This is a genomic window from Streptomyces sp. CA189 (assembly GCF_056428985.1).
In genome coordinates this window covers 52,456-72,354 of record NZ_JBWJVM010000013.1, presented here as the reverse complement: position 1 = coordinate 72,354, position 19,899 = coordinate 52,456, and the positions used below count along the sequence as shown (strand labels likewise).

The following is a 19,899-nucleotide window of genomic DNA, read 5'->3' as shown; positions in this document are numbered from 1 at the left end:
TCGCCACCGGGCTGATGGCGATACCGACGGCCGGGGCGAGTTTCATTCTCGACACCGTCCTGACCACGCAGGAGATCGACAAGGCGGTGTCCTACCTGGTCGAGCAGAAGCTGGCCATCGCGTTGCCACGGCGGAGTCGAAGATCGTGTCGATCAAGCTCACCCCCCAGGGGGCTATCTGCGGTCCGCGGACCTCATCGACGTGAGGAAGTTCGTCATCGACCAGCAGGCAGGCATCAAGAACCAGTTCCACGTCTTCGGCAACGGGAACCAGTTCGGCGACGGCAACACCCAGAACACCTTCGGCTATGACCCGAACCAGCTGGCACAGTTCGCCAGGGAGCTCCTCGCTGCGGCGAACACCGCGGAGATCACCGACACCGCCCGCACCCGGGTCACCGAGAGCGTCGCCGTACTCGAGGGCGAACTCGCCGAGAACAGCCCTGACCCGGGCAGGGTGCGCCAAGCTCTGGAGAGGGTGAAGGAAGTGGCGTGGGAGACGCTGCCAGCCGCGATCATCCAGGCCGTGTTCACCGCTGCCGGCTTCATGTGAGAACGGGATGCCGGGTTCCTTGAGACGCTCGGGACCGGACCGTCACCGCCAGCACCCCGGCCAGCGGGCAGGGGGTGAACGACCATGTGGAGTGGCGATTCCCGACCTGCGCGAACGGCTCTTCGCGGCTGCCCGGGTCGCCGCCCGCGAAGGCGCGGCCGCGCTGACCAGCCGGGCGGTCACGACGGAAGCTGTGCGCCAAGGGCGTGCTGCACAAGCACTTCGACGGGATCGACGAGTTCGTCGCGGAGCTGGTCCTGGACCGGTTCGCGCGCAGCGCGCGCGACGCCGGGGAACTGCCCTGGAAGGTGGGCAGGGGCAGTGTCGAGGGGAACCTCGCCGACGTGGCGCTCGGCCTGCTGAACTCCCTGGATCCCGCGGTCGTCGGCCTGGCCATGACCCGCCTCGGAGCCTCGCTCCACACCCGGCGGGCCGGCGCGCCGGGGTTCACCGCCGTGCAGGAGTCGGTCACGGAGCGCGAAGGGGGCCAGGGCGCGGAGCACGCGGGTGCGGCCGTCATCTCCTTCGCGCTCGTCGGCACCGTCCACCACCTGTTGCTGACGCCCGCGCCCGAGATCTGCGCGGCCGCCGGCGAGACGGTCCGGCGCCTGACGGCCGTCCTGCTGGGAGGAGCCCGGTAGCCGGGCCGAGGCCCGCACCCTCGCAAGCGCGAGGTGCCGTGACCGGCTCCCGCCCCCGACCATGACGCTGGACAACGTCCGGCCGGGCGCCGTCCAGTTGAGCCGGGAGGGGAAGACATGCTGCGGTATGTGCGCAGACTGCGGGCCGTGGTGCTGATGTGCGTGGCGGGCCTGCTGCTGGCGGGCGCGCCCGTCTCGTCCGCGACCGCGGCGGCGAAGCCGCCGTTCCAGCTGCCGTTCCCGTGCGGTACCACGTGGGAGATGCACACCTGGGCCCACAACCCCGCGCTGGACATCGTGGTGGAGGGAAACACCGGCTCCGACGGGCTGCCCGTCCTCGCGTCGGCCGCCGGCACGGTGTCCGCCACCTACTGGAACAACGGCTCGGGCAACACCATCCAGATCAGCCACGGCAACGGCTGGTTCACGGCGTACTACCACCTGAAGGACGACCCGGCGACGTACGTGAGGAAGGGCGACGCGGTCCAGCCGTCCACGAACATCGGCCGGATCGGCACCTCGGGCGCCTCCGGCTGGGCCCACCTGCACTACGAGCAGCGCTACCTGGCCACCGGCGACTTCACCGACGAGAGCCACCGGGTGCCCGTCCATTTCGACGGCGTCGAGTACACGGGCGCCGCGAAGGACTGGCCGAGCGTCACCAGCCGCAACTGCACCGGCACCCCCGCCGCTTGGCAGGACTGCCCATCCGGCTACGTCTGCTTCTACTCGGGCCCCGACGGCACCGGCACCGTCTGCCGCTCCGCCGGAACCCAGCCCGACAGCACCTGCGGCCTGCGCAGATCCTTCTTCAACAACGGCACCGCGGATCCGGGTTACGACCACGTACAGGTCGTCTTCCGCGAGGGCGGCAGTGCCTGCCTGCACTACGGATGGGACGAGGGACGCGGGAACCTGCCCGCCGGCGGCCGGACCATCGAGAGCTTCCTGTGGCGCGGAGAGTGCTGACGGAAGGCCTCCGTTACAGGACTGATTGATTCCGCTGGCTAACCTTCCCCCGGCAATCTGGGGGAAGGAAACAGCGTGTACAGCATCATCGTGGTTCCGGGGCCCACCATGTCCCCGGCCGCACAGATCCGCCTGGCACCGGGGCAGACCCTCCGGTTCGGCCGCGAGAACGAGGGCGAGGGCTGCCTGCGGGTACCGCACGCCGGCGTCTCGCGCTCGGCGGGGGAGATCGCCGCCACCGGCACGTACTGGTCGCTCAGCAACCTCAGCCGCTCGTCGACCTACGTGGTGGAGAACCCCGAGGGCGCCGGCGAACACATCAAGATCACGCCCGGACGGCTGGGCGCACCCGTCCCGTTCGAGTTCGCCCGGATCGTCCTGCCCGCCGGCTCCGAACTGCTCACCCTGGACGTCTGGGCGCCCCGCCACGACTACGCCGACCGCGAGGAATCCGGCGAGAGCGGCGGGGAGCCGACCGTACTCGCCTTCCCCCTCGACCGGTCCAGCCGCTACTTCCTGGTCCTCACCGCGCTCTGCGAGTCCCGGCTGCGCGGCGAACCGCACGCGCCGCTGCCCACCGTCGAGCAGGTCGTCGAACGACTGAAGCCCCGCTGGCCGGCCGCGAACCGCGCCGCCGTGCAGTGGAACATCGACTACCTCGCCGTCAAGCTCCGCCTCAAGCCCGGCCCCGACACCGCCGACCCGGGACCGCGCCTCGTAGGGAAGAAGGAGACCCTGGTCTCCCTCGCCCTGCGCTTCGACCTCGTCGGCGAGGACGACCTGCCGGTCCTGCCGGCCACCCCGACCGGAAGCGCACGGTGACCGGCCGGGAAGGACACTTAGGCGCCCTCGCGATCCCGCCGGGCTACCGGGTCGGCCCCTGGATCGCCGGCCGCCTGCTGGGAGCCGGCGCCTTCGGCAGCGTGTACGCGGCCCTGCGCGCCGTCCCCGAACAGGGCCTGCCCGACCGGGCCGCGCTCAAGGTCCTGCCGACCGGCACCCGCACCCCGCGCCAGCTGCGCCACCTGAGCGAACTCGCCGCCCGCGAGACCGAGGTGCTGCGCCGGGTGCGCACGCCCCGGCTGATCCGGATGTACGAGGTGCTCACGGTCGACGACCCCGGCCGCCCCGAACTCGACGGTGCCACCGTGCTCGTCCTGGAGGAGGCGCAGAGGTCTCTGGACGCCCTGCTCGCCGGCGGCGTTCCGGCCGCCGGACCAGCCCTCCTCGCCCAGGTCTGCGAGGGGCTCGACCAACTGCACCGGGCGGGCTGGGTGCACGGCGACCTCAAGCCCGGGAACGTCCTGCTGATGCCCGACGGCACGGCGCGGCTCGGCGACTTCAACATGGCGGCGGAACTGGAGGGCACCCATGCCTACTCGCCGGCCTTCGCGACGCCCGACTACACCCCTCCGGACCTGCTCTGGTCGGAGGTCGGCGAACGCGGGATGAAGATCCGCCCCACGGCCGACATCTGGGCCTTCGGCGTGCTGGCCCACGTCGTCCTGACCGGCACGCTGCCGCTGCCCGGCGGCACGCCCGCCGCCCGCCGGGACGCCGCGCTCCGCTACGCCAGGGGCGAGGAGGAGCTGCGCCTCTCGCCGGAACTGCCGGAGCCGTGGCGGGACATCGTCCGCGACTGCCTGGCCCGCGGGCACGAGGACCGGGCCGGGCACACCGCGGCGTCGCTGCTGTGCCGTACGGAGGCGGCCGCCGGCCGGCCCGGCCCGACGTACGCGCCACCAGTCCCGCGCGATCCGGAGCCGCCGGGCCCCAAGCCGCGAAGCTCCGTACGGCGAAAGTCCGAACCGACCGGCTCCGGGCCGGGCCTTGCCGAACGAGGAGACGCCGATCGGCGTTTGCCCGGGCCGCGACGGCGCCGCCGCGTGCTGATCGCGGCCGGTGCGGCGTTGCTCGCGGCCCTGGGCGTCGTGTGGGGCACGGGTCTGCTGCCCGTCGGGGGCACCGGGGCGGCGGGGTACGACCGGTGCCGGCGCGGTGCCGTCTGCTTCTTCGCAGAGGGGGACGGCCGCGGCGCGATGTGCTCCTGGGTCGACGGCGACGCCGACTGGACCGACGCCCTGGGCCTCTGCCCGTGGTCGGCGCGCGACGCGCCGCGCTCGGTCTACAACAACGGGTTCGACCACGACGAGGGGGCGACCAAGATCGACGTCCTGTACTACGTGCAGGCCGGCGAGCGGGAGTTGCTGGGCTGCGTGAAGGTGCGCACCAGGACGAACCTCCCCGGCACGGACCGGCCGCGCTCCCATGCCTGGGTCCCGAACTGCTGACCCTCCGAGCAGTACCTCGTACCTGCGAGGTACTGCCGATCCGGCTCCTCCGAGAGCCTTGAGGTACATCACACCGCTCTGACAAGGGGTTTCACGATGCGCGTCAAGCATTCCATCCTCGGTATGGCCGGCGTCTGCTCGATGCTGTTCGCGGCGGCCTTCACCACCGGGTCGGCGCAGGCGGCCGCGCCCTCGGAGCAGAGCCCGGCGGCAGCCCGTGTACTGGTGGCCCCGGCCGCGCCGGCGGCCGCCGACCGGTCGGCCTCCCTCGTGGCCGCCGCCTCCCCGGGCATCTCCCCGTGGGCGCCCAGCAACCACATACCGGGGAACGGCACCTACAGCTGCGCCAGCGGGAACCTGTGCACCCTCGTCTGGGACCCCACGACCTCGGACTGGAAGGTCTTCTACCTCAACGCCTGCCACCGGTACTCGGTGTACAACTGGAACGGCAACGGGTGGTACAACGACAACCAGACCGGCGGGGTCTGGTCGTTCCTGTACGGCTCGAACGGCGCCGAGTTGACGCGCTTCCAGCCCGGAGGCGGTCAGAAGGGCGTGGACTGGACGCCGGTCTACTCCATCAAGAACTGCTGACCGACCCCCACGCGGGCCCGGCCCCCGTCGTCCTGCGACCGGGGCCGGGCCCGCGGCGGCCTGCACCGCCGTGTGCAGGCCTGCCGGGGATACCGCCGGGTGAGCTGAACTGCTCTTCCGGGCGACTTCGGCGGCCTGCCGCGGTCCGGTTGGCCGGGGGCGAGGTCGGCGAGCGCGGCGAGCTGTGCCCGGTCAAGCCGGTCGCGGCGCTGCTTCTGGTTGGCGATCCACACCCCGGTCCGGTGGTCGCTGCCGCCCGGGAGCTGCTCGACATGGGGTGGCCCGACATACCGCCACCTTCCCGCTCCAGGTACTGCGCGAGGGCCTTTACGCCGGCCTGGAGGCCGCCACGCCCCGCCCGGACGTGGACGTTGTGGCGCCTTTGCGCTCGCCCTGCGGGCCTGTACGGCCGCCTTCACGCCGAGTTCGCCGAGCCGCTGCTTGTCGCCCAGCCGGGGCACGCGGACGGGGAACTGGGCCGGGTGACCGCCTCGCACACCGGTGTGGCGGCTTGGGGGTGCTGCCCGTCGTCACCAGTCTCGGCTCACTTCATGGACCTGTCGGTCCGTCGAGGAGGTAGGGCGCGGCGAAGTCCCTGTAGGCGTCCCTTCGATCGGAGGGAAGGTTCTTCCAGCCGGTGATCCGGCCGCGGCACAGGAGTGTCCCGCACCGACACCGAGCTGGGAAGTGCTCGATGGTGTAGTTGCGCATCGCGTAGTCGAAGGTGATTTCCTGGCCGGTCGTGATGGGGAGACGGGCGAGCAGGTCATGAGCCCCGGACGCGTTGGGCCCGATGCCGCAGTTCGGGTCGCAGGAGTGGTTCACCTTCGGCACCAGACCGCCGTGCCGCACGAAGCGATTCCAGCTGATCTGCGAGGCGTGGGCATCGTTGCGGTCGAGCTCGGCCACGATGACACCGGCCAGAACCAGCTCTCCCGCCCGGAAAGGCCGTGTGGCGAATACCCCTGCCCCTTTGCCCGCGGATTCCCGGAGCTCGGCCCCCGGGCCCCGGACCGCCGCAGCCAGCGCAGCCGGCAGGGGGACGGCAGAGTCTGCACGGTTCATGAAAGAGCCCTTCGGTCAGTCGGGCGGAACGCTCCGCGGGGCCGGAGCTCCGGTATAGCCACCGGACGACACCGGGGCTTTACCGGAGCGCAGGTACACCAAACACAACCGCACCGGCCCCCCGTACACCAGCCGGATACCGGCCGAAGCGAGCTGGACATCGTCGCCCTGGCCGGTCTCACCCAGACGGGCCCCGCACGTCACCCCCGAAGGACTTCCGGAGCCGACCACTTTTAGCGCTTAATTCAGCAGATTACCGGCGGGACCCTAGACCTACATGTCAGTCACAGGGGTCCTCTCCTTCTGGGGGCGGGGTCGGCCGCTGTCGCGCCGTAGGTCAGGTGCGCAGGAGGCTGTTGCGGCCGTCGTGGCCGTCCGCGCCGTCCTCATCGAGCCAGTGGCCGCCGTGCGCGAGATAGCGGAAGCCGTGGCGCTCGTTCACCGGCAGAGTGACCGTGACGGCGCGGGTGCCGTCGGGGCGCTCGGCCATCGGGTGGGCGCCGGGCCGCCAGTCGTTGAAGTCGCCGACCACGCTGACCTCACCGGCCGGGTGGCCGGCGGCCAGGACGAACGTGATCTCGGTGCGGTTCTTGCGCCGGGTGCGCTCCAGCATGGAAACGTCAGCTCCTCACCTCAAGGGGTCATGGGCACTGCGATCCCTGCCCGCTGCGGAGGCATCGACAGCCCGGGACTACGCCACCCGCCACAGCGTAGTAGCCCCTGACCTGGCCCGTTGCGGAGGGCTGGTTGGCTTGTTGAGCTGCATGAGTGTTGACGGTGTGGGGAGTGGCGGTCGGCCACGAAGGTGTTCTCCGACGAGGAACTGGAGGGGGCGTAGTGGGCGCCGATGACGGCTTCGTGAAGGTGCCCGGCGATGATGCGGGTATTCGACGCGCATGGCGACGTGCAGGTGGACGAAGCCGCTGCGGCGGCAACTGCTGACGGCGATCCCGCAGGCGCCGCCAGTGTTCCTCGCACGCGGGTCATGACCTGGGGGGACCCGATGCCTCGAACTTCTTGATCGCCATGCGGTCGGTACGTGTGGCGTTGCTGTGCAGGCGGTGGAGGAGGAGCCAGCGGCCGTCGTCGTGTGCCACGGCGACGACGGACGCGCCGCGTGTGGCTCCGTTGTGCCACAACAGCGACGACTCTCCCCGGCGCCACGTGGGCGCCGGGGGCCCGAGCCTGCGTTTGACCAGCAGTTCGACCACGACGGAGGCCATGGTCCGCGGGGTGGACCACAGGCCGCCGGAGGGCAGGATCGGCCCGGTCAGGGTCCACGGGGCGCGAGGACGGCCGAAGAGGGTGCGCGCCACCAGCCGCCGGCCGTCCGGGGGGGTCGCCGTGACAGCGCCCGCCGCCAGCCCCAGTGGTTCCAGGACGCACTCGTCCACCAGCTGCTGGTACGTACGCCCCGACACCTCGGTCAGTGCCCGCCCGAGCACGGCGTACCCGAGGTTGGAGTACGCTTCCACGCCCGGGCGATCCGCCGCCACCCGGTCGAGATTGCGTAGCAGCACGCTGAGCGTGGCGTCGGTGAAGTCGGCGTACGGGTCGTCGGCGGGGCCGGTGGCGCCGGGGGGAAGGCGCGGCAGGCCCGACGTGTGCTCGGCGAGGTGCCGCAGGGTGATCCCTGTGCCCCGGGGCACCTCGCCGAGGCAGTCCTCCAGGGGGGCGTCGAGGTCGGTGACGCCCTGATCCGTCAGCCGGGTCAGGACGGTTCCCGTCATCACCTTGCTCAGGGAGCCCAGTTGCACGAAGCGATCCGCGTCATGGCCGTGGGTGACCCGGTCGGTGATTCCCGGGCCGCCCAGCAGGCAGGTGGCTGTCAGCATGCGCGCTCGTCTCCGTCAGACCAGTTCCGGCTCATGGACAGCCCCTTTCTTCCCGGCCTCCTCGGCCTCGGCACCCGGCTGCGGCGCCGGGTCTGCCTTCCGGTCGGTCCGACTGCCGGCCCAGGTGATGAGGCGGTCGAGGGCCCCCGAGAGGAAGACCAGGTCGCAGGCGATCATAGTCAGGGCGAAGCCGGTGAGGCCCATGAAGACGGCGATCGACAGGTGGAACCCGATCGACATGGCGGCGGCCCACGGCCTCAGGCCCCGGACCAGGATGCCCATGGGGAAGTAGACCAGGAAGGCCACTGTCCCGTAGGTCCCCAGGACCACTAGGAAGTCGCTCTCGTAGACGAGGTTCGACCAGCCGGGCAGCTCGAACTCAGGCACCCTCATGACGTAGAAGAGGGCGGTGCCGTCCTGCCATTCCTCACCCATGACCTTGTAGAGGCCGGAGGCGACGTAGACCAGGCAGATCTGCGCGGCGACTATCAGGACGCCGAGGTTGTGGAAGGGGACCGACAGCGCCCGGACATGCCCGGGCAGCCGCTCCGACAGCCGCTTCGCGACCCCGGTGGGCATCGCGAAGCGGTCGTAGCAGCGGGTGAGCAGCAGGAAGGGGATGACGACGTAGGCGAGGTTGTCGCCGCCGTCCAGGAGTCCGGGCTGGCGCTGGTAGATCGACCAGAGGAACACCCAGTGCAGGGCCAGGCCCGGCCGGCCGCCGACGCCAAGGGTCACGGCCAGTGCCACCGCGGCTCCGGCGTGGAAGACGAGCTGGAACCAGGCCGGTGAGGCGGAGAGTGTGTACAGGCTGAAGCCCGACACCTGCTCCTTGAACTCGTCGTGCAGCATCAGCCCATCGGGGCCGAACAGGTAGTTCCGCTCTTGGTACTGGCTCACGTAGTACATGAGCCCGACGAATCCCAGCAGCATCCGGGTGCCCGAGACACCGGTGACGGCCACCGCGTGCAGCGACCAGGCGTCCAGGCGGGCGCCGAAGTTCTTCATCGCAGGTCCTTGGTGTCGATCCAGTCGAAGTCCTTGGTCAGGACCTGGCCCTCGGCGGCGGGGTCGCGGCGCTTCGACCATGGCGGCAGCTCGTCCACGTACATGCGGACCTGCACCTTGACGGACTCGCCGCCGCACGCGGTCGGCATGTGGTCGTAGGCGTAGCGGGAGAGGTACTTCACCGACTCCGCCTCCGTCGCCTTCTCGTACGGCATCGGGGGCAGCGCGGGTTTCTTGTCGTTGGTCTGCTGCTGCCGCAGCCTCCGGAGGATCTCCTCGCTACTCGTGAGGTTCTGGATGTTGCTGGAAACGAGTCGGACATCGCGGGAGGGGAAGAAACGAGAATCCTGAACCTTCTGCAAGGCCCCAGCCGAGACATCGTAGAAATCGGATACCGAACCGTCCGGACACGTGGCACGTGCGAGGATTCCACGACTGTCGGACATCGGCCGGGGAGCGAACAGCATCCAGTTCTGGGAAAAGTACGGATCCAAATATTCCGTTACCGTGTCCCCGTATACGAGTTTGGCGGGACTGAGAGGCGCCTGCGACAGCGCGGCCATGGTCATGTGAACGCCCAGGAGGGCGCCGCCGACAAGCAGCGCCGCCCTCCTGGTGGTGCGGTACGTCTGCGTCACAGGATGATTACCGGTCGAAGACGGTGTTGCTGTCGACGCCCGGCGGCAGCTCGGAGGGCGCGGACCAGATCGCGCCATGCGACAGCATGTTGTCGGCGTTGCTCTTCGCGACCTGGTTCATACCCTTACCGAGGGCCGTCGCCTTGTTGGCGCCCTTGGTGGCGGCCTTGCCCACGGACTTGGCGGCCTTGCCCAGCACGGAGCCGATGGCCTGCGGGGCGTCCTCCGACGGCTGGACGGGGGCGACCGACACCACCGGCTGAGCCGGTGCGGCCTGGGCGCTGCCCTGGGTGGCGACAAAGAGAGCGATGCCTGCGGTGGCGACACCGGCAACGGTGCCTATCTTCTTCACGTTCACAATGATTTCCTTTTTAACGAAACCTGAGCACGGTGAATCTCACGAGTCGGGAGAGATCCGCCGTGTGTTGATCAAGGAAATCCAATCAACTGAAATAGAGCCGAGCAAGAGCATTTTCCAGCCACTGTCCGTTTTCCGGACATGTGCGGGGTGGAGGTGAGCATTCCGAATATCTGGAGTCTCTCAATTCTGTTGAGGGTCGAAGAAAATGGGTTGACTTACAGCTTTGCGTGAAGTCCCTGCTCTTTCAGAGCCGACGCGGCGGCATGGTATCCACACATGCCGTGCACCGAGGGGCCCGGCGGGGTGGCCGAGGAGCAGAGCCAGGTCCCCGGAACGGGTGTGCGGTACGGATTCCAACGGGCAACCGGGCGGGCCAGTGTCTGCCACAGACTCATCGCTCCCGAAGCAATGTCCCCACCGACGTAGTTGGCGTTGTACTCACCCAACTGGGCTGCCGACATACCGCGTTCGGCCAGCACTGTGTCGGTGAAACCCGGCGCGTGCGCCTCGATCGAGGCCCGGATCACGGCCAGGGGGTCTCGCGTATCGGCGTTGGGTACGTGCGCGTAGGCCCACACCGGCCGGCGGCCGCGGACAGCACGCGATGGATCTGCCGCCGCCGGGTCGACCACGATGATGTACGGCCACTCCGCGGGCGTCCCCCTGGCGGTGAGCGCCTCCGCGCGGGCCACTTCGGCCGCCGCTCCGCGCGTACCCGCCAGATGAATGGTGGCGGCCCGGGAGAGCCGGCGGTCGGTCCACGGGATCTCGCCGTCGACAAGAAAGTCGGCCTTCGCCGCGCCGGGGCCGTAGCGGTAGCGGGACAGCCGGCGGACGTAGCCGGTGGGCAGGGGCGCGATGCGGGCGAGTTCGCGCGGTGAGACGTCGAGCATCGTGATGCGTCGGCCGGCGGGGAGTTCGCGAAGGCTGTCGATGCGTACGCCGGTGTGGATCCGACCGCCCAGCTTCTCGATCTCCGCGGCCATGACGGCCGCCAGCGCCCCAGAACCGCCCTGCGGTATGGGCCAGCCCGAGGTGTGGGCCAGGTGTCCCAGCAGCAGCGCGACGGCAGCGGCCGCCGGCGAGGGCAGCCGACCGATCCCGTGGGCCGCCACACCGGTCAGCAGCGCCCGGCCCGCCTCGGTGCGCAGTCCGCCACCCAGTCTCAGCGCATGCAACGGCATCCGCGGTGCCAGTGCCGTCAGGGCGCGCAGCGGGGGAACGGTCCGCTGGGTGGAGAGCATCAGCCGCACGACGGCCTCGGAGTGCTCCATCAGCGGCAGCATCAGGCTCCGCCAGCGCTTCCCGTCCCTGCCCAATTCCGCACAGGTGGCGTCGAGGTCGTTCCACGCGACGGCGGCCTGCCCACCCCTCAGGGGATGGGCGTACGCGGCGGGCGAACGCATCATGCGGACGCCGTACTCATGTAGCGGGAGCGACCTCATGAAGGGGGAGACCGGTGCCATCGGATGGACCGCGGCGCAGATGTCGTGGAGCACCTCCGAGTCGAACAGAGCCTCGGTGCGGAGTCCGCCGCCCAGGTGCTCGTGCGCCTCGAAAACCTCGACCAGCAGTCCCGCGCGGGCCAGAGTGAGGGCGGCGGCCAGCCCGTTCGGGCCGGAACCGACTACGGCAGCGTCCGTCATACGATGCTTCCTAGTTCTTGTTCCCGGCACGGTAGGCCACGCTCGCCGGACCCGTGCCTGTGCTCCCCATCAGTGGGTTGACAGCCAGCCGACTCCCGCGACGGCGACCACCCCCGCGGCCGTCAGCGCGGCAACGCGGAGACGGCGCAGCGCAAGGGCGGTAATTGCCGCACTGAGCAAGACCGCGACCGTGCCGACCCCGCCCCGCAGCACACCGTTGCTGTACCCCAGCTCATCCCATTCGTCGGCCAGCCATGCCAGCCATGCCAGTCTCATGCCTCCCCCTTCGTGATCTTGATCATCGTAGACCGGTGCCATAGATGCACCGCCGTGATCAAGCCAGCTGGGTACCGAAGCGCGAGTCGCTCAGGCGACCGGGGTAGAGGACGCGTTCGAGTGCCAGCCCTGCACATCTCCACGTCCGGTAACACGACCAGGGCATCGACACCTCCACCGCAGTCGGGCGGATGTTCTTCCAGATCCTCGGAGCGGTAGCCGAGTTCGAGCACGCCCTGATGTCGGAGCGGCCGATGGACAGTCTGGAAGCCGGTGGCTTCGTTCATCTCCAGCGACAGCGTTTGTTGACGAGTTTCAGCGGCGTTCAGTGATCAACTCGCTTGTGCTTGTTCACGAGAAATGGGTTCTGGCACAGATCTTGGGGAGTGGTCGCGGAGGGTGACCTCGATGTTCGATTGTGAGGAGGCGGGCTCGTGTGAGACGGCGCACGCCTTGTCGTCCAACGGTCAGAATTGACGCTCCCTCAGGTGTCTGCTGGCCGCTGCTGCGGGCGGTTGTGGACGGCGATGGTGCTGGTCATGCAGACCGATGCACCGTTCTGGGAGTCGCTGGTGTTCGCCGGGATCGACGATGTGGATGTCGAGGCGGTTACGGCCGTGTTCGGCACGGTCGAGGTGGTGGCGAGAGGTCGCGCGGCCGGCTCTGTACGTCCGGACTGCGGCCGCTTCTCGGACCGGGTCCACGATCGGTACCAGCGCAGGCTGAAGGACCTTCCGCTCGCTGAGCAGGGCTTTGTGATCCGGCTGACGGTCCGGCGTTTCATCTGCGGCTCGGCGGACTGCCCGCGCCGGACGTTCGCCGAGCCGTTCTCCCGGCTGGCCGCCCCGCACGCCAGGTTCACGACTCGGCTCAACTGCGCCTTGGAGCGGGTGGGGCTCGCGCTGGCCGGGCGGGCCGGAGCTCGGCTGGCTGCCCATTTGGGTTTCGGCGCGGGCCGGATGACCTTGTTACGCAGGGTCATGGCACTGCCCGATCCGCAGTTCAGCACGCCGCGGGTGCTGGGCGTGGACGACTTCGCGATCCGTCGCGGCCAGACCTACTCCACCGTCTTGACCAGCGTCGAAGACCATCGCGTAGTCGACGTGCTCCCGACCCGCGAGACCGGGCCACTGGCTGCGTGGCTGGTCCGTCACCCCGGCGTGGAGATCATCTGCCGGGACCGGGCAGGCGCCTACGCCGAAGGCGCCCGGCGCGGTGCTCCCGATGCCCTGCAGGTCGCCGACCGGTTCCATCTGTGGCAGGGCCTCGGCCGAGCCGTGGAGACCTGCGTCGCCGCCCACCGCGACTGCCTGCGCACCCCATCGCCCGGCGGCATGCTGCCGAAGGCCACCCTGGGTTCCGACCGGCCGCAGGGTGACTCGGAGCCCGCCGGCCGGCGAGCCGACCGAAAGAAGGCAGCACACGCCCTGGTCCACGAGCTGCTCGCTCAGGGCCATTCGCGCCGGGCGATCGCTCGGCACCTGGGCTGGGGCCTCAACACCGTCCTCCGGTACGCGAACGCCGCACGCTGGCAGGACACCATCCGCGAGAACCGCCCCCGGCCCAGCAGACTGGACCCCTACAAGCCCTACCTGGAGCGACGCTTCGCCGAAGGATGCACCAGCGTCACCCACCTCCACAGCGAACTCGTTGCCGACAACGCCCCCGTGACCTACCAGATGGTCCGCTCCCACATCGCTACCCTGCGTGGGGCTCCGGCCGGCGCGCCGCCGCGGCCGCCGACGGTGCGGCAGGTGACTGGCTGGCTCACCCGGCACCCCACGACCCTGACCGAGGAAGGCCGGGCCGGCCTGAAGGAGGTCCTGGCCCGCTGCCCCGAACTGGACAAGGCCGCGGGACACGTCCGCGACTTCGGCGAGATACTCACCGACCGCCTCGGCTCCACACTCCCCACCTGGATCGACGCAGTCGACGCCGGTCAGCTACCGGGCCTCACCGGCTTCGCACTGCACCTGCTCCGAGACCTCGACGCCGTGACAGCCGGGCTCACTCTCGACTGGAGCTCCGGCAGCATCGAGGGCGCCGTGAACCGCATCAAGAAGATCAAGCGGCAGCTCTACGGCCGAGCCGGATTCGAACTACTCCGCAAGATGATCCTCCTCCAGTAGCACTCCGCAACTCCTCAAAATCTTTTGCCTACGGAGCCGTATCGCGCAGGTCGGGGCGGTTCCTCGGCAGTCCGAAGCCTGCCATCTCCTTTTCCTCGTAGGACAGGAAGCCCAGGCTCCGGTAGAACGCGTGGTTGCGGTTGCCCTCTGGTGACGACTCGTGGTCAGTGGACAGGAGGAAGAACCGGCAGTGGGAGTAGCGCCGCATCAGGTGCTCCACCAGCGCCCGGCCAACCCCCTGCCTGTGGTTCGCCGGATTGACCACGACGTCCTGGACGTAACAGATGTGCTCGTCGTCGGAGATGGTCCGGGCCAGTCCCAGGAGGGATCCCGATCCGTCTCGTGCCGTGATGACGAGGTGAGAGTTCACGAGACCGCGACAGAGCTTGTCGACGTCGCTCGTGTAGCCCTCCCAGCCGACCGAGTCGTAGAGCTTCAGCACCTCAGCAGGATCGAAAACGCCCTCTTCCGCTATGAACATGTCGATCCCCTATGCGCTGGTGCCACTTCTCACCGGCAACTCGACACCACACACGTCAGGCACGTCAAGATCGATCACTGTCGGACCCGGCCGCCTCGCGTTCGAACGCTGAGATGACGCTCCGCGACGACTCCCCAAGATCTGTGCCAGAACCGAGAAATAGCGGCACTGTGGCGAGAGGTGGTGTCGTCTCTGTCACGTCAGGACGACGCACCCCCGCCGCTCCAGCTCGCTGAGGAGCGGTAGCGAGGGATCGACCTCGTTCCAACGCAGATCCAGCTTCTCCAGCGATGGCATCAGGGCGAGCCAGTCGGGCAGCTGGCCAAGGCGGTTGCTCCGCAGGTCGATCTGACGCAGGCGCGGGAGACCGGCCAGTGACTCCGGCACCCCAATCAGAGAGTTCTCGCGTAGGTCCAGGTGGCGTAGGGACCTTGACCCCGGAACCAGTCACACAAGGCTCAACGACCCCACCAGCCCCGGGATACGGCAGATCTCAAACGCGGTCTCACTGGCGCGGTGGAAATGGCGCTGGCCGGTCAACCAGCTCTGCTCGTCTCACTCCTGCGTCAGGCCGTCGCCGCGCCGCCGAAGGTCTTGCACCGCCAAGGCCACGCCCCGGCCGTCGGCCACCATGGCCCAGAGCCCCAGCGGGACAGCAAGCCACCGCCACGCGCTATGGAAGTGCGTGATCACGGCGATCACGAAGACGAGCTGGGCCGCACAGAGCGCCAGGTTGCCCAGCAGACGCAGCACCGGATGCGGTCTCCTGCGGAACAACTCTTCGAACAAGGTCTTCTCCACTTTCCCACCCCTTATTCAGCCCACACCCTCGCCGCCGCGGTACTGCCCTACGTGTCCCGGTGCCGGTGAGGACGTCCAGCCATCGCGGGAGCGGCTGGACCCTTGAGTCCGTCGGCCCCGGCACTCCGTCGGAATACCGGGGCCGGGGCGGCCCGGTCGTACTGCCCCAGAGCGCTCTGGGCACCGGCCCTGGCCCACACACCCATGTCGGCGCGGACTGCGCACGAGCCTAGCCTGTCCCCGCAGCCGCTCACGGCTCGTGCAGGCCTCCCGAGGCACCTGCCGGCGGCCCGCCACCCAACAGCGCGGAGTGGTACGGTTTTGCGTTCCTGCGGCCGCACGGTACCTACGGGCTGGCCTGCGGAAAACCTTTGAATTAAGGTCCCCGGCTGTTTTGGCGGGAGACTGTGCGGGTGGATGATCAGCGCCGCCCTCTGGGCACCGGCCCCCGCCAAGCCCCCGCCCAGGACAGGTGGCCGCGGTGGCAAGCAGATCAAGCGCCGGTGATGGCTCCGCCGATGCTCGCGGGTGATTGGTCACCAATCACCCATCGGGGGCGCCGGTGGTCACCGGCGGCGCAGGGCGAGCGCCACGCCGAATGCGGCGGCCAGCGCCGAGGCCACCTCGCCCACGGTGCCGATCGGGTCGACCAGTGAGCGGTGGACCACGCACAGGTAGCCGATGGCGCCCAGGCCCAGGACGACGACGCTCCCCATGACCAGGAGCAACACGGGGTCGGTGCCCGGCGCGGGCTGCTGCGGGGCCGGCTGGGGCTGCTGGTCGATGGTGGCGGACATGAGGGGTTCCCTCCCGTTGGTGGTCTGCGAACGCAGACTGCGGCGCGGAGCACCTGGCCCCACAGGGGTTATGGGGGGATGGGCCACGAAGTCATCAGCTCTCTTCCTTCCACCTTCATGGCCGCAGGCGGCGCCGGAGAAGGGGTGCCGGTTCCCCCGTTCAGAAAGGGAACTGGGCATAGGCCAGACTCGCGGGGTGATCGAGCGCTGCCCCCTGGGCGGCCCCCGCCCTGCAACTCCCTAGGCACCTCCGGCCGCCCGGCCCGTCTGGCCGCCGAGCCGGCCGAGCCGACCCTCGAGGACCCGGGCGCCGACCGCGCGGACCGCCGCCTCCTCCGGCTAGTGCTCTGACCGCATAGGTTCACCGGGTTGGGGCTCGTGGGTGGTTTGGGTGTGCCGGGACACCCGATCCAATGACGCGAGCGTGTGCCTGGCAGGATCTCCCGCATGCTCGAAGAGAAGCTCGACACGCTTGCGCAGATGATGGCCGAGCACATTGCCAGGCCGTTCCCACCCGGCTGCCGCGGCCTGGACTTCGAGGGCCAGGACATGGTGTTGCTCGACGCGGACGCCTATGGCTATGCCGCAGGCGTCCGTAAAGGCCCGCTCAGCGAACAGCACCGGGCAGGCTTGACGCGGCTGACCTCGGTGTTCGCGAAGGTCCTCCCGGCGATCGACGACGAGTACGCGGCCGAGTACTACACGCACGTGCGCGACATGGCCGTGCTGGCCGCCGAAATCGAGAGCCTGCGCGACAAGTAGTCCTCCGCCCGGGAACGTTCGCCGGGCCAGCGGTCGTGACGGTTGGATGTGCGGTGACATCCGGTCCGACTGCTGGATGTGCGGTGGCTGACCGACCAGGAGGGGCAGCGCCTGCAGCAGATCGTGCGCCGGGGCAGCACCAACTCGGTGCGTTACCGGCGCGCGATGATGCTGCTGGCCTCGGCCGGCGGGAACCGCGTGCCGGTGATCGCCCAGCTGGTGCAGGCCGACGAGGACACCGTCCGGAACGTGATCCACCGGTTCAACGAGATCGGCCTGGCCTGCTGGACCCTCGGTGGGCGGGAGGCCGTCCCGCAAGAAGGGTGCCGTGAACACTCTGGACGCACTGAAGTCGATCCGTGCCGCCCGGCCCGACGGAGCACCGATCTACGTGATCATGGACAACCTGTCCACTCACAAGGGCAGCGACATCCGCCTCTGGGCGGGAAAGAACAAAGTCGAGTTGTGCTTCACCCCGACCTACGCCTCCTGGGCGAACCCGATCGAAGCCCACTTCGGACCGCTGAGGCAGTTCACCATCGCCAATTCGAACTACTCGAACCACACGGTCCAGACGCGGGCCCTGCACGCCTACCTGCGGTGGCGCAACGCCAACGCCCGCCACCGCGATGTCCTGGCCGCCGAGCGCAAGGAACGCGCCCGCATCCGCAGCGAGAAAGGCGTCCGTTGGGGCGGACGCCCTCTCAAAACCGCCGCCTGGCAAACACGGTGAGCCTATGCGGTCACAGCACTAGGTCGGCTTGTAGTCGGCGTGTGGGACCGCCCGCTCCCACACCGCCTTGAACGCGCTGAGGGGAACTCCTTCCTCGTCGACGATGCTCACCAGCCGGGCGGACTTTCCAGTGCTGGGCTGCGTCGGCACGCGTGCTGGCCTTGAGTCGGGATTGAGTACCGGAGGCAGAAAGGAGATCGGAGCCGGAGGCCTATGCCGGAGGAGTTCTTCGGGAGGGGTCCCATCCACGACTTCGGCGAGCAGTCGTCCCACCTCCGCCCAGGATGTACCTGCCGCCAGGCAGGCTTGGATGAGACGGGCCATGCTCGAGGCCAAGTCCTGGGCCTGCTCCCACGCCTCGTGCGCTCTCTTCACAGCCTCGTAGTGCTCTTCGATGCAACGGGTCAGTGCCGCTACGTACTGACTTTCTGTCACACCCATTGAACGCCGGCACTCCGCTGGAGATACGGGTCAGCAGGCTCCGCCACTGGGCGGAATATCCAAGAGGGAAGACACGGCACAGGCCAAGTGCGACCCGAACCATCGGCGCGTGCGAGGCGTTCCGGACCGACGAGCAGCGCCCGTCTGATGGGCCAAGCAGCTCACACTCTTCGAGGATCAGCAAGCACCCGGTCTTGCCCGCACCAGCCCTGACCTGCTGCTCTTTACACGTCAAAGCCGCGCAATAATCATGCCTTGATCATGGTCTTGGATTTCTCGGCGTACGGGGCGCCCCGCAGCGTCGGCGCCCTGCCCGGGCCGAAGACCCCGGGCTGGACCGCGTCCGGGTCGGAGCCGGGCGCGCAGTCACCGCGCGAACCGTCCAGCACCGCCAGCCCCGAGGAGGCGTACGTGGCCCTGCCCAGCGGGGTCGAGCAGCGCGCGGCGAGCTCGTCCGTGATCCGGGGGAGCACCTGGGACCGGGTGAAGAGGGTGCCGCCCGCCGAGTCGGCGGCCACCGTGTTGACCCAGGGCAGGCCCTGGGTGCGCCGCAGGGCCTCCTGGACGCCGGCGACCGAGCGGGCCCTGCCCATGGCCAGTGCCGTGTCGGAGCCGCGCATGTTCGCGGAGTTGGGGTCGGCCAGTGCGTAGGCGGTGGTGGTGGTCCAGGACAGCGGGAGGCCGGCGCCGAGGCCGGACAGGACCGGGCCGTAGCGGGTCCACCACTGGGTCCGGGTGACCGGGGCGCCGCCCCGGACCGGGACGCTGACGGTGCGTGCGGTCATCTTCTCCGGCGTGCCGTCCACCAGGTAGGAGGTCGGGTCGGCCGGGTCGAGGGCCAGTTGGTGGAGGTTGACGGGGGTGCCCGTGGCCACCGTGTGGCTCCACGCCACCTTCTCGTTGAAGCCGATGTTCACCACGGTGGTGCCGAGCAGCGAGCCGCCGGAGACGTTCAGCTCGCCGGGGATGGTCTGCTGCGACTGCCAGAACCGGCGAAGGCCACGGCGTTGGACCCCATGTCGTAGCGGGTGGTGTCGAAGAACGCCCGGGCCGCCTCCGCGGCGGCGGCCGGATCGACGCCGGCCGCATCCGTGGCGTTCGGGTCGGCCGGGGCGGCTGCGGCCGGGCCCGGGGGCCGCGCCGAGGTGATGCCGTCGACGGCGCGGCCCTGGCCGCCGAGGACCGAGACGGCGAAGCCGCGGGCGGCGACGTCGGTGGCGGTGACCGGGCGCACCCACCCGGCGCCCTTGCAGGCCGGGTCGGTGATCTTGTTCTGGGCCAGCCAGGCGTTGTAGCCGGCGGCCCAGCCCCGCATCAGCTCCTTGACCTCCTTGCCCGGCCCGGCGGGTGCGGGCACGGCCAGCAGCTTCTCCACGGGGCCGGCATCGCGCACGCCCTTGAAGAAGAGGTCGCTGGAGAGGTTCCCGGAGGCGGAGGAGAGCGAACCGTCGGGCGCGGCGTCCGGGCCGAACCACCGCGACCGCTCCCCGGAGACGGTCAGGAACCCGTCGGCGAGCACGCACACCTGGTCGGCGGCCTGCGCCCAGCCGGTGCCGAAACCGAGGTGGGCGTAGTCCCGGGCCAGGATGTGCGGGATCCCGTTCTCGGTGTACCGGATGACGGCGGACAGGCCGCCGCCGGACGGGCCGGAGCCCTGGCCGCGGGCGGCGGCCTCGGGTATCGCCGAGGCGGCGGCCAGCAGTGCGGTGCCGGCGACGCGGCGCAGGAGCGGCCGGGCGCGACGGCGTCCGTGGAGTAGGCGCAACGTACTTCCCAAGTAGCCTGCGCACGGGCGCGATCGCCCGTGCGGGTGGGTGGTGCTCGTGTGCCCCCACACTCATGCAGGCCACCTGGCACCGTGTCGACATGCCGTTTGGTA

The 19,899-nt window shown here is 69.7% G+C and carries 21 protein-coding genes and 3 pseudogenes; 10 read left to right on the top strand and 14 right to left on the bottom strand.

What is annotated here, in order from left to right; genetic code table 11:
• The first annotated feature begins 201 nt into the window (after positions 1-201).
• The 6 genes from AC061S_RS13440 (at position 202) to AC061S_RS13415 (ending at position 5,047) form a co-directional block, all read left to right on the top strand.
• The gene (locus tag AC061S_RS13440; protein ID WP_478686138.1) at positions 202-552 is read left to right on the top strand and encodes a hypothetical protein; all 351 of its coding nucleotides are present in this window, start codon (positions 202-204) and stop codon (positions 550-552) included.
• A 206-nt stretch (positions 553-758) separates the two neighbouring features.
• Positions 759-1,193, top strand: a complete 435-nt coding sequence (locus AC061S_RS13435; protein ID WP_478686137.1) for a TetR/AcrR family transcriptional regulator — start codon at positions 759-761, stop codon at positions 1,191-1,193.
• A 117-nt stretch (positions 1,194-1,310) separates the two neighbouring features.
• On the top strand, positions 1,311-2,162 hold the full coding sequence (locus AC061S_RS13430; protein WP_478686136.1) for a peptidoglycan DD-metalloendopeptidase family protein: 852 nt from the start codon (positions 1,311-1,313) through the stop codon (positions 2,160-2,162).
• A gap of 75 nt (positions 2,163-2,237) precedes the next feature.
• Positions 2,238-2,984 (top strand): FHA domain-containing protein, encoded by a 747-nt coding sequence (locus AC061S_RS13425; protein ID WP_478686135.1) that lies wholly within the window; start codon positions 2,238-2,240, stop codon positions 2,982-2,984.
• Positions 2,981-4,453 carry a serine/threonine-protein kinase gene (locus tag AC061S_RS13420; protein WP_478686134.1) on the top strand — a complete coding sequence of 491 codons (1,473 nt, stop codon included), beginning with the start codon at positions 2,981-2,983 and terminating at the stop codon, positions 4,451-4,453. The genes AC061S_RS13425 and AC061S_RS13420 overlap by 4 nt, the downstream gene beginning before the upstream one ends.
• Before the next feature lie 96 nt (positions 4,454-4,549).
• Positions 4,550-5,047, top strand: a complete 498-nt coding sequence (locus tag AC061S_RS13415) for a hypothetical protein (protein WP_422519986.1) — start codon at positions 4,550-4,552, stop codon at positions 5,045-5,047.
• A gap of 549 nt (positions 5,048-5,596) precedes the next feature.
• Here the strand turns inward: AC061S_RS13415 and AC061S_RS13410 are convergent.
• The 8 genes from AC061S_RS13410 to AC061S_RS13375 all read right to left on the bottom strand — a co-directional run bounded on the left by AC061S_RS13410 (position 5,597) and on the right by AC061S_RS13375 (position 11,876).
• Positions 5,597-6,112, bottom strand: coding sequence for an SET domain-containing protein (locus AC061S_RS13410; RefSeq protein ID WP_478686133.1), 516 nt, complete (start codon positions 6,110-6,112; stop codon positions 5,597-5,599).
• A 337-nt stretch (positions 6,113-6,449) separates the two neighbouring features.
• The gene (locus tag AC061S_RS13405; RefSeq protein ID WP_478686132.1) at positions 6,450-6,725 is read right to left on the bottom strand and encodes an isoamylase early set domain-containing protein; all 276 of its coding nucleotides are present in this window, start codon (positions 6,723-6,725) and stop codon (positions 6,450-6,452) included.
• 370 nt (positions 6,726-7,095) lie between these two features.
• Complete coding sequence (locus tag AC061S_RS13400) at positions 7,096-7,947, bottom strand: serine hydrolase domain-containing protein (RefSeq protein ID WP_478686131.1); 852 nt, start codon at positions 7,945-7,947, stop codon at positions 7,096-7,098.
• 15 nt (positions 7,948-7,962) lie between these two features.
• The gene (locus AC061S_RS13395; protein ID WP_478686130.1) at positions 7,963-8,955 is read right to left on the bottom strand and encodes an HTTM domain-containing protein; all 993 of its coding nucleotides are present in this window, start codon (positions 8,953-8,955) and stop codon (positions 7,963-7,965) included.
• Positions 8,952-9,518: a DUF5819 family protein gene (locus AC061S_RS13390; RefSeq protein WP_478686221.1), complete on the bottom strand. Its 567-nt coding sequence runs from the start codon at positions 9,516-9,518 to the stop codon at positions 8,952-8,954. The genes AC061S_RS13395 and AC061S_RS13390 overlap by 4 nt, the downstream gene beginning before the upstream one ends.
• 82 nt (positions 9,519-9,600) lie before the next feature.
• A complete protein-coding gene (locus AC061S_RS13385) occupies positions 9,601-9,951 on the bottom strand; it encodes a hypothetical protein (RefSeq protein ID WP_478686129.1) in 351 nt (116 codons plus the stop codon).
• A gap of 218 nt (positions 9,952-10,169) precedes the next feature.
• Entirely contained in the window at positions 10,170-11,600 is a 1,431-nt protein-coding gene (locus AC061S_RS13380) for a phytoene desaturase family protein (RefSeq protein WP_478686128.1), read from the bottom strand.
• 69 nt (positions 11,601-11,669) lie between these two features.
• Complete coding sequence (locus AC061S_RS13375; protein WP_478686127.1) at positions 11,670-11,876, bottom strand: hypothetical protein; 207 nt, start codon at positions 11,874-11,876, stop codon at positions 11,670-11,672.
• A gap of 164 nt (positions 11,877-12,040) precedes the next feature.
• Between AC061S_RS13375 and AC061S_RS13370 the strand changes: the two genes are divergently transcribed.
• Positions 12,041-12,208, top strand: a complete 168-nt coding sequence (locus tag AC061S_RS13370; RefSeq protein ID WP_478686220.1) for a recombinase family protein — start codon at positions 12,041-12,043, stop codon at positions 12,206-12,208.
• A gap of 207 nt (positions 12,209-12,415) precedes the next feature.
• The gene (locus tag AC061S_RS13365) at positions 12,416-14,005 is read left to right on the top strand and encodes an ISL3 family transposase (protein WP_478686126.1); all 1,590 of its coding nucleotides are present in this window, start codon (positions 12,416-12,418) and stop codon (positions 14,003-14,005) included.
• 28 nt (positions 14,006-14,033) lie between these two features.
• Here AC061S_RS13365 and AC061S_RS13360 read toward each other — a convergent pair whose 3' ends face one another.
• From AC061S_RS13360 to AC061S_RS13345, 4 genes and pseudogenes are all read right to left on the bottom strand, one after another.
• Positions 14,034-14,486, bottom strand: coding sequence for a GNAT family N-acetyltransferase (locus AC061S_RS13360; protein ID WP_478686125.1), 453 nt, complete (start codon positions 14,484-14,486; stop codon positions 14,034-14,036).
• Positions 14,487-14,681: 195 nt separating this feature from the next.
• A pseudogene (locus AC061S_RS13355) lies at positions 14,682-14,912 on the bottom strand (leucine-rich repeat domain-containing protein); the annotation flags it as partial.
• A 129-nt stretch (positions 14,913-15,041) separates the two neighbouring features.
• Positions 15,042-15,287 (bottom strand): hypothetical protein, encoded by a 246-nt coding sequence (locus AC061S_RS13350; protein WP_478686124.1) that lies wholly within the window; start codon positions 15,285-15,287, stop codon positions 15,042-15,044.
• A gap of 566 nt (positions 15,288-15,853) precedes the next feature.
• On the bottom strand, positions 15,854-16,084 hold the full coding sequence (locus tag AC061S_RS13345) for a hypothetical protein (protein WP_478686123.1): 231 nt from the start codon (positions 16,082-16,084) through the stop codon (positions 15,854-15,856).
• A 447-nt stretch (positions 16,085-16,531) separates the two neighbouring features.
• On the opposite strand from AC061S_RS13345, the gene AC061S_RS13340 reads away from it, so the two are divergent.
• Both AC061S_RS13340 and AC061S_RS13335 read left to right on the top strand, forming a co-directional pair.
• Positions 16,532-16,846: a hypothetical protein gene (locus tag AC061S_RS13340; RefSeq protein WP_478686122.1), complete on the top strand. Its 315-nt coding sequence runs from the start codon at positions 16,532-16,534 to the stop codon at positions 16,844-16,846.
• A gap of 78 nt (positions 16,847-16,924) precedes the next feature.
• Positions 16,925-17,579: pseudogene (locus AC061S_RS13335) on the top strand (helix-turn-helix domain-containing protein).
• A gap of 18 nt (positions 17,580-17,597) precedes the next feature.
• Here AC061S_RS13335 and AC061S_RS13330 read toward each other — a convergent pair.
• Positions 17,598-17,729, bottom strand: a complete 132-nt coding sequence (locus tag AC061S_RS13330) for a hypothetical protein (RefSeq protein ID WP_478686121.1) — start codon at positions 17,727-17,729, stop codon at positions 17,598-17,600.
• Between the two features lie 560 nt (positions 17,730-18,289).
• A pseudogene (locus AC061S_RS13325) lies at positions 18,290-19,785 on the bottom strand (penicillin acylase family protein); the annotation flags it as partial.
• Between the last annotated feature and the right edge of the window lie 114 nt (positions 19,786-19,899).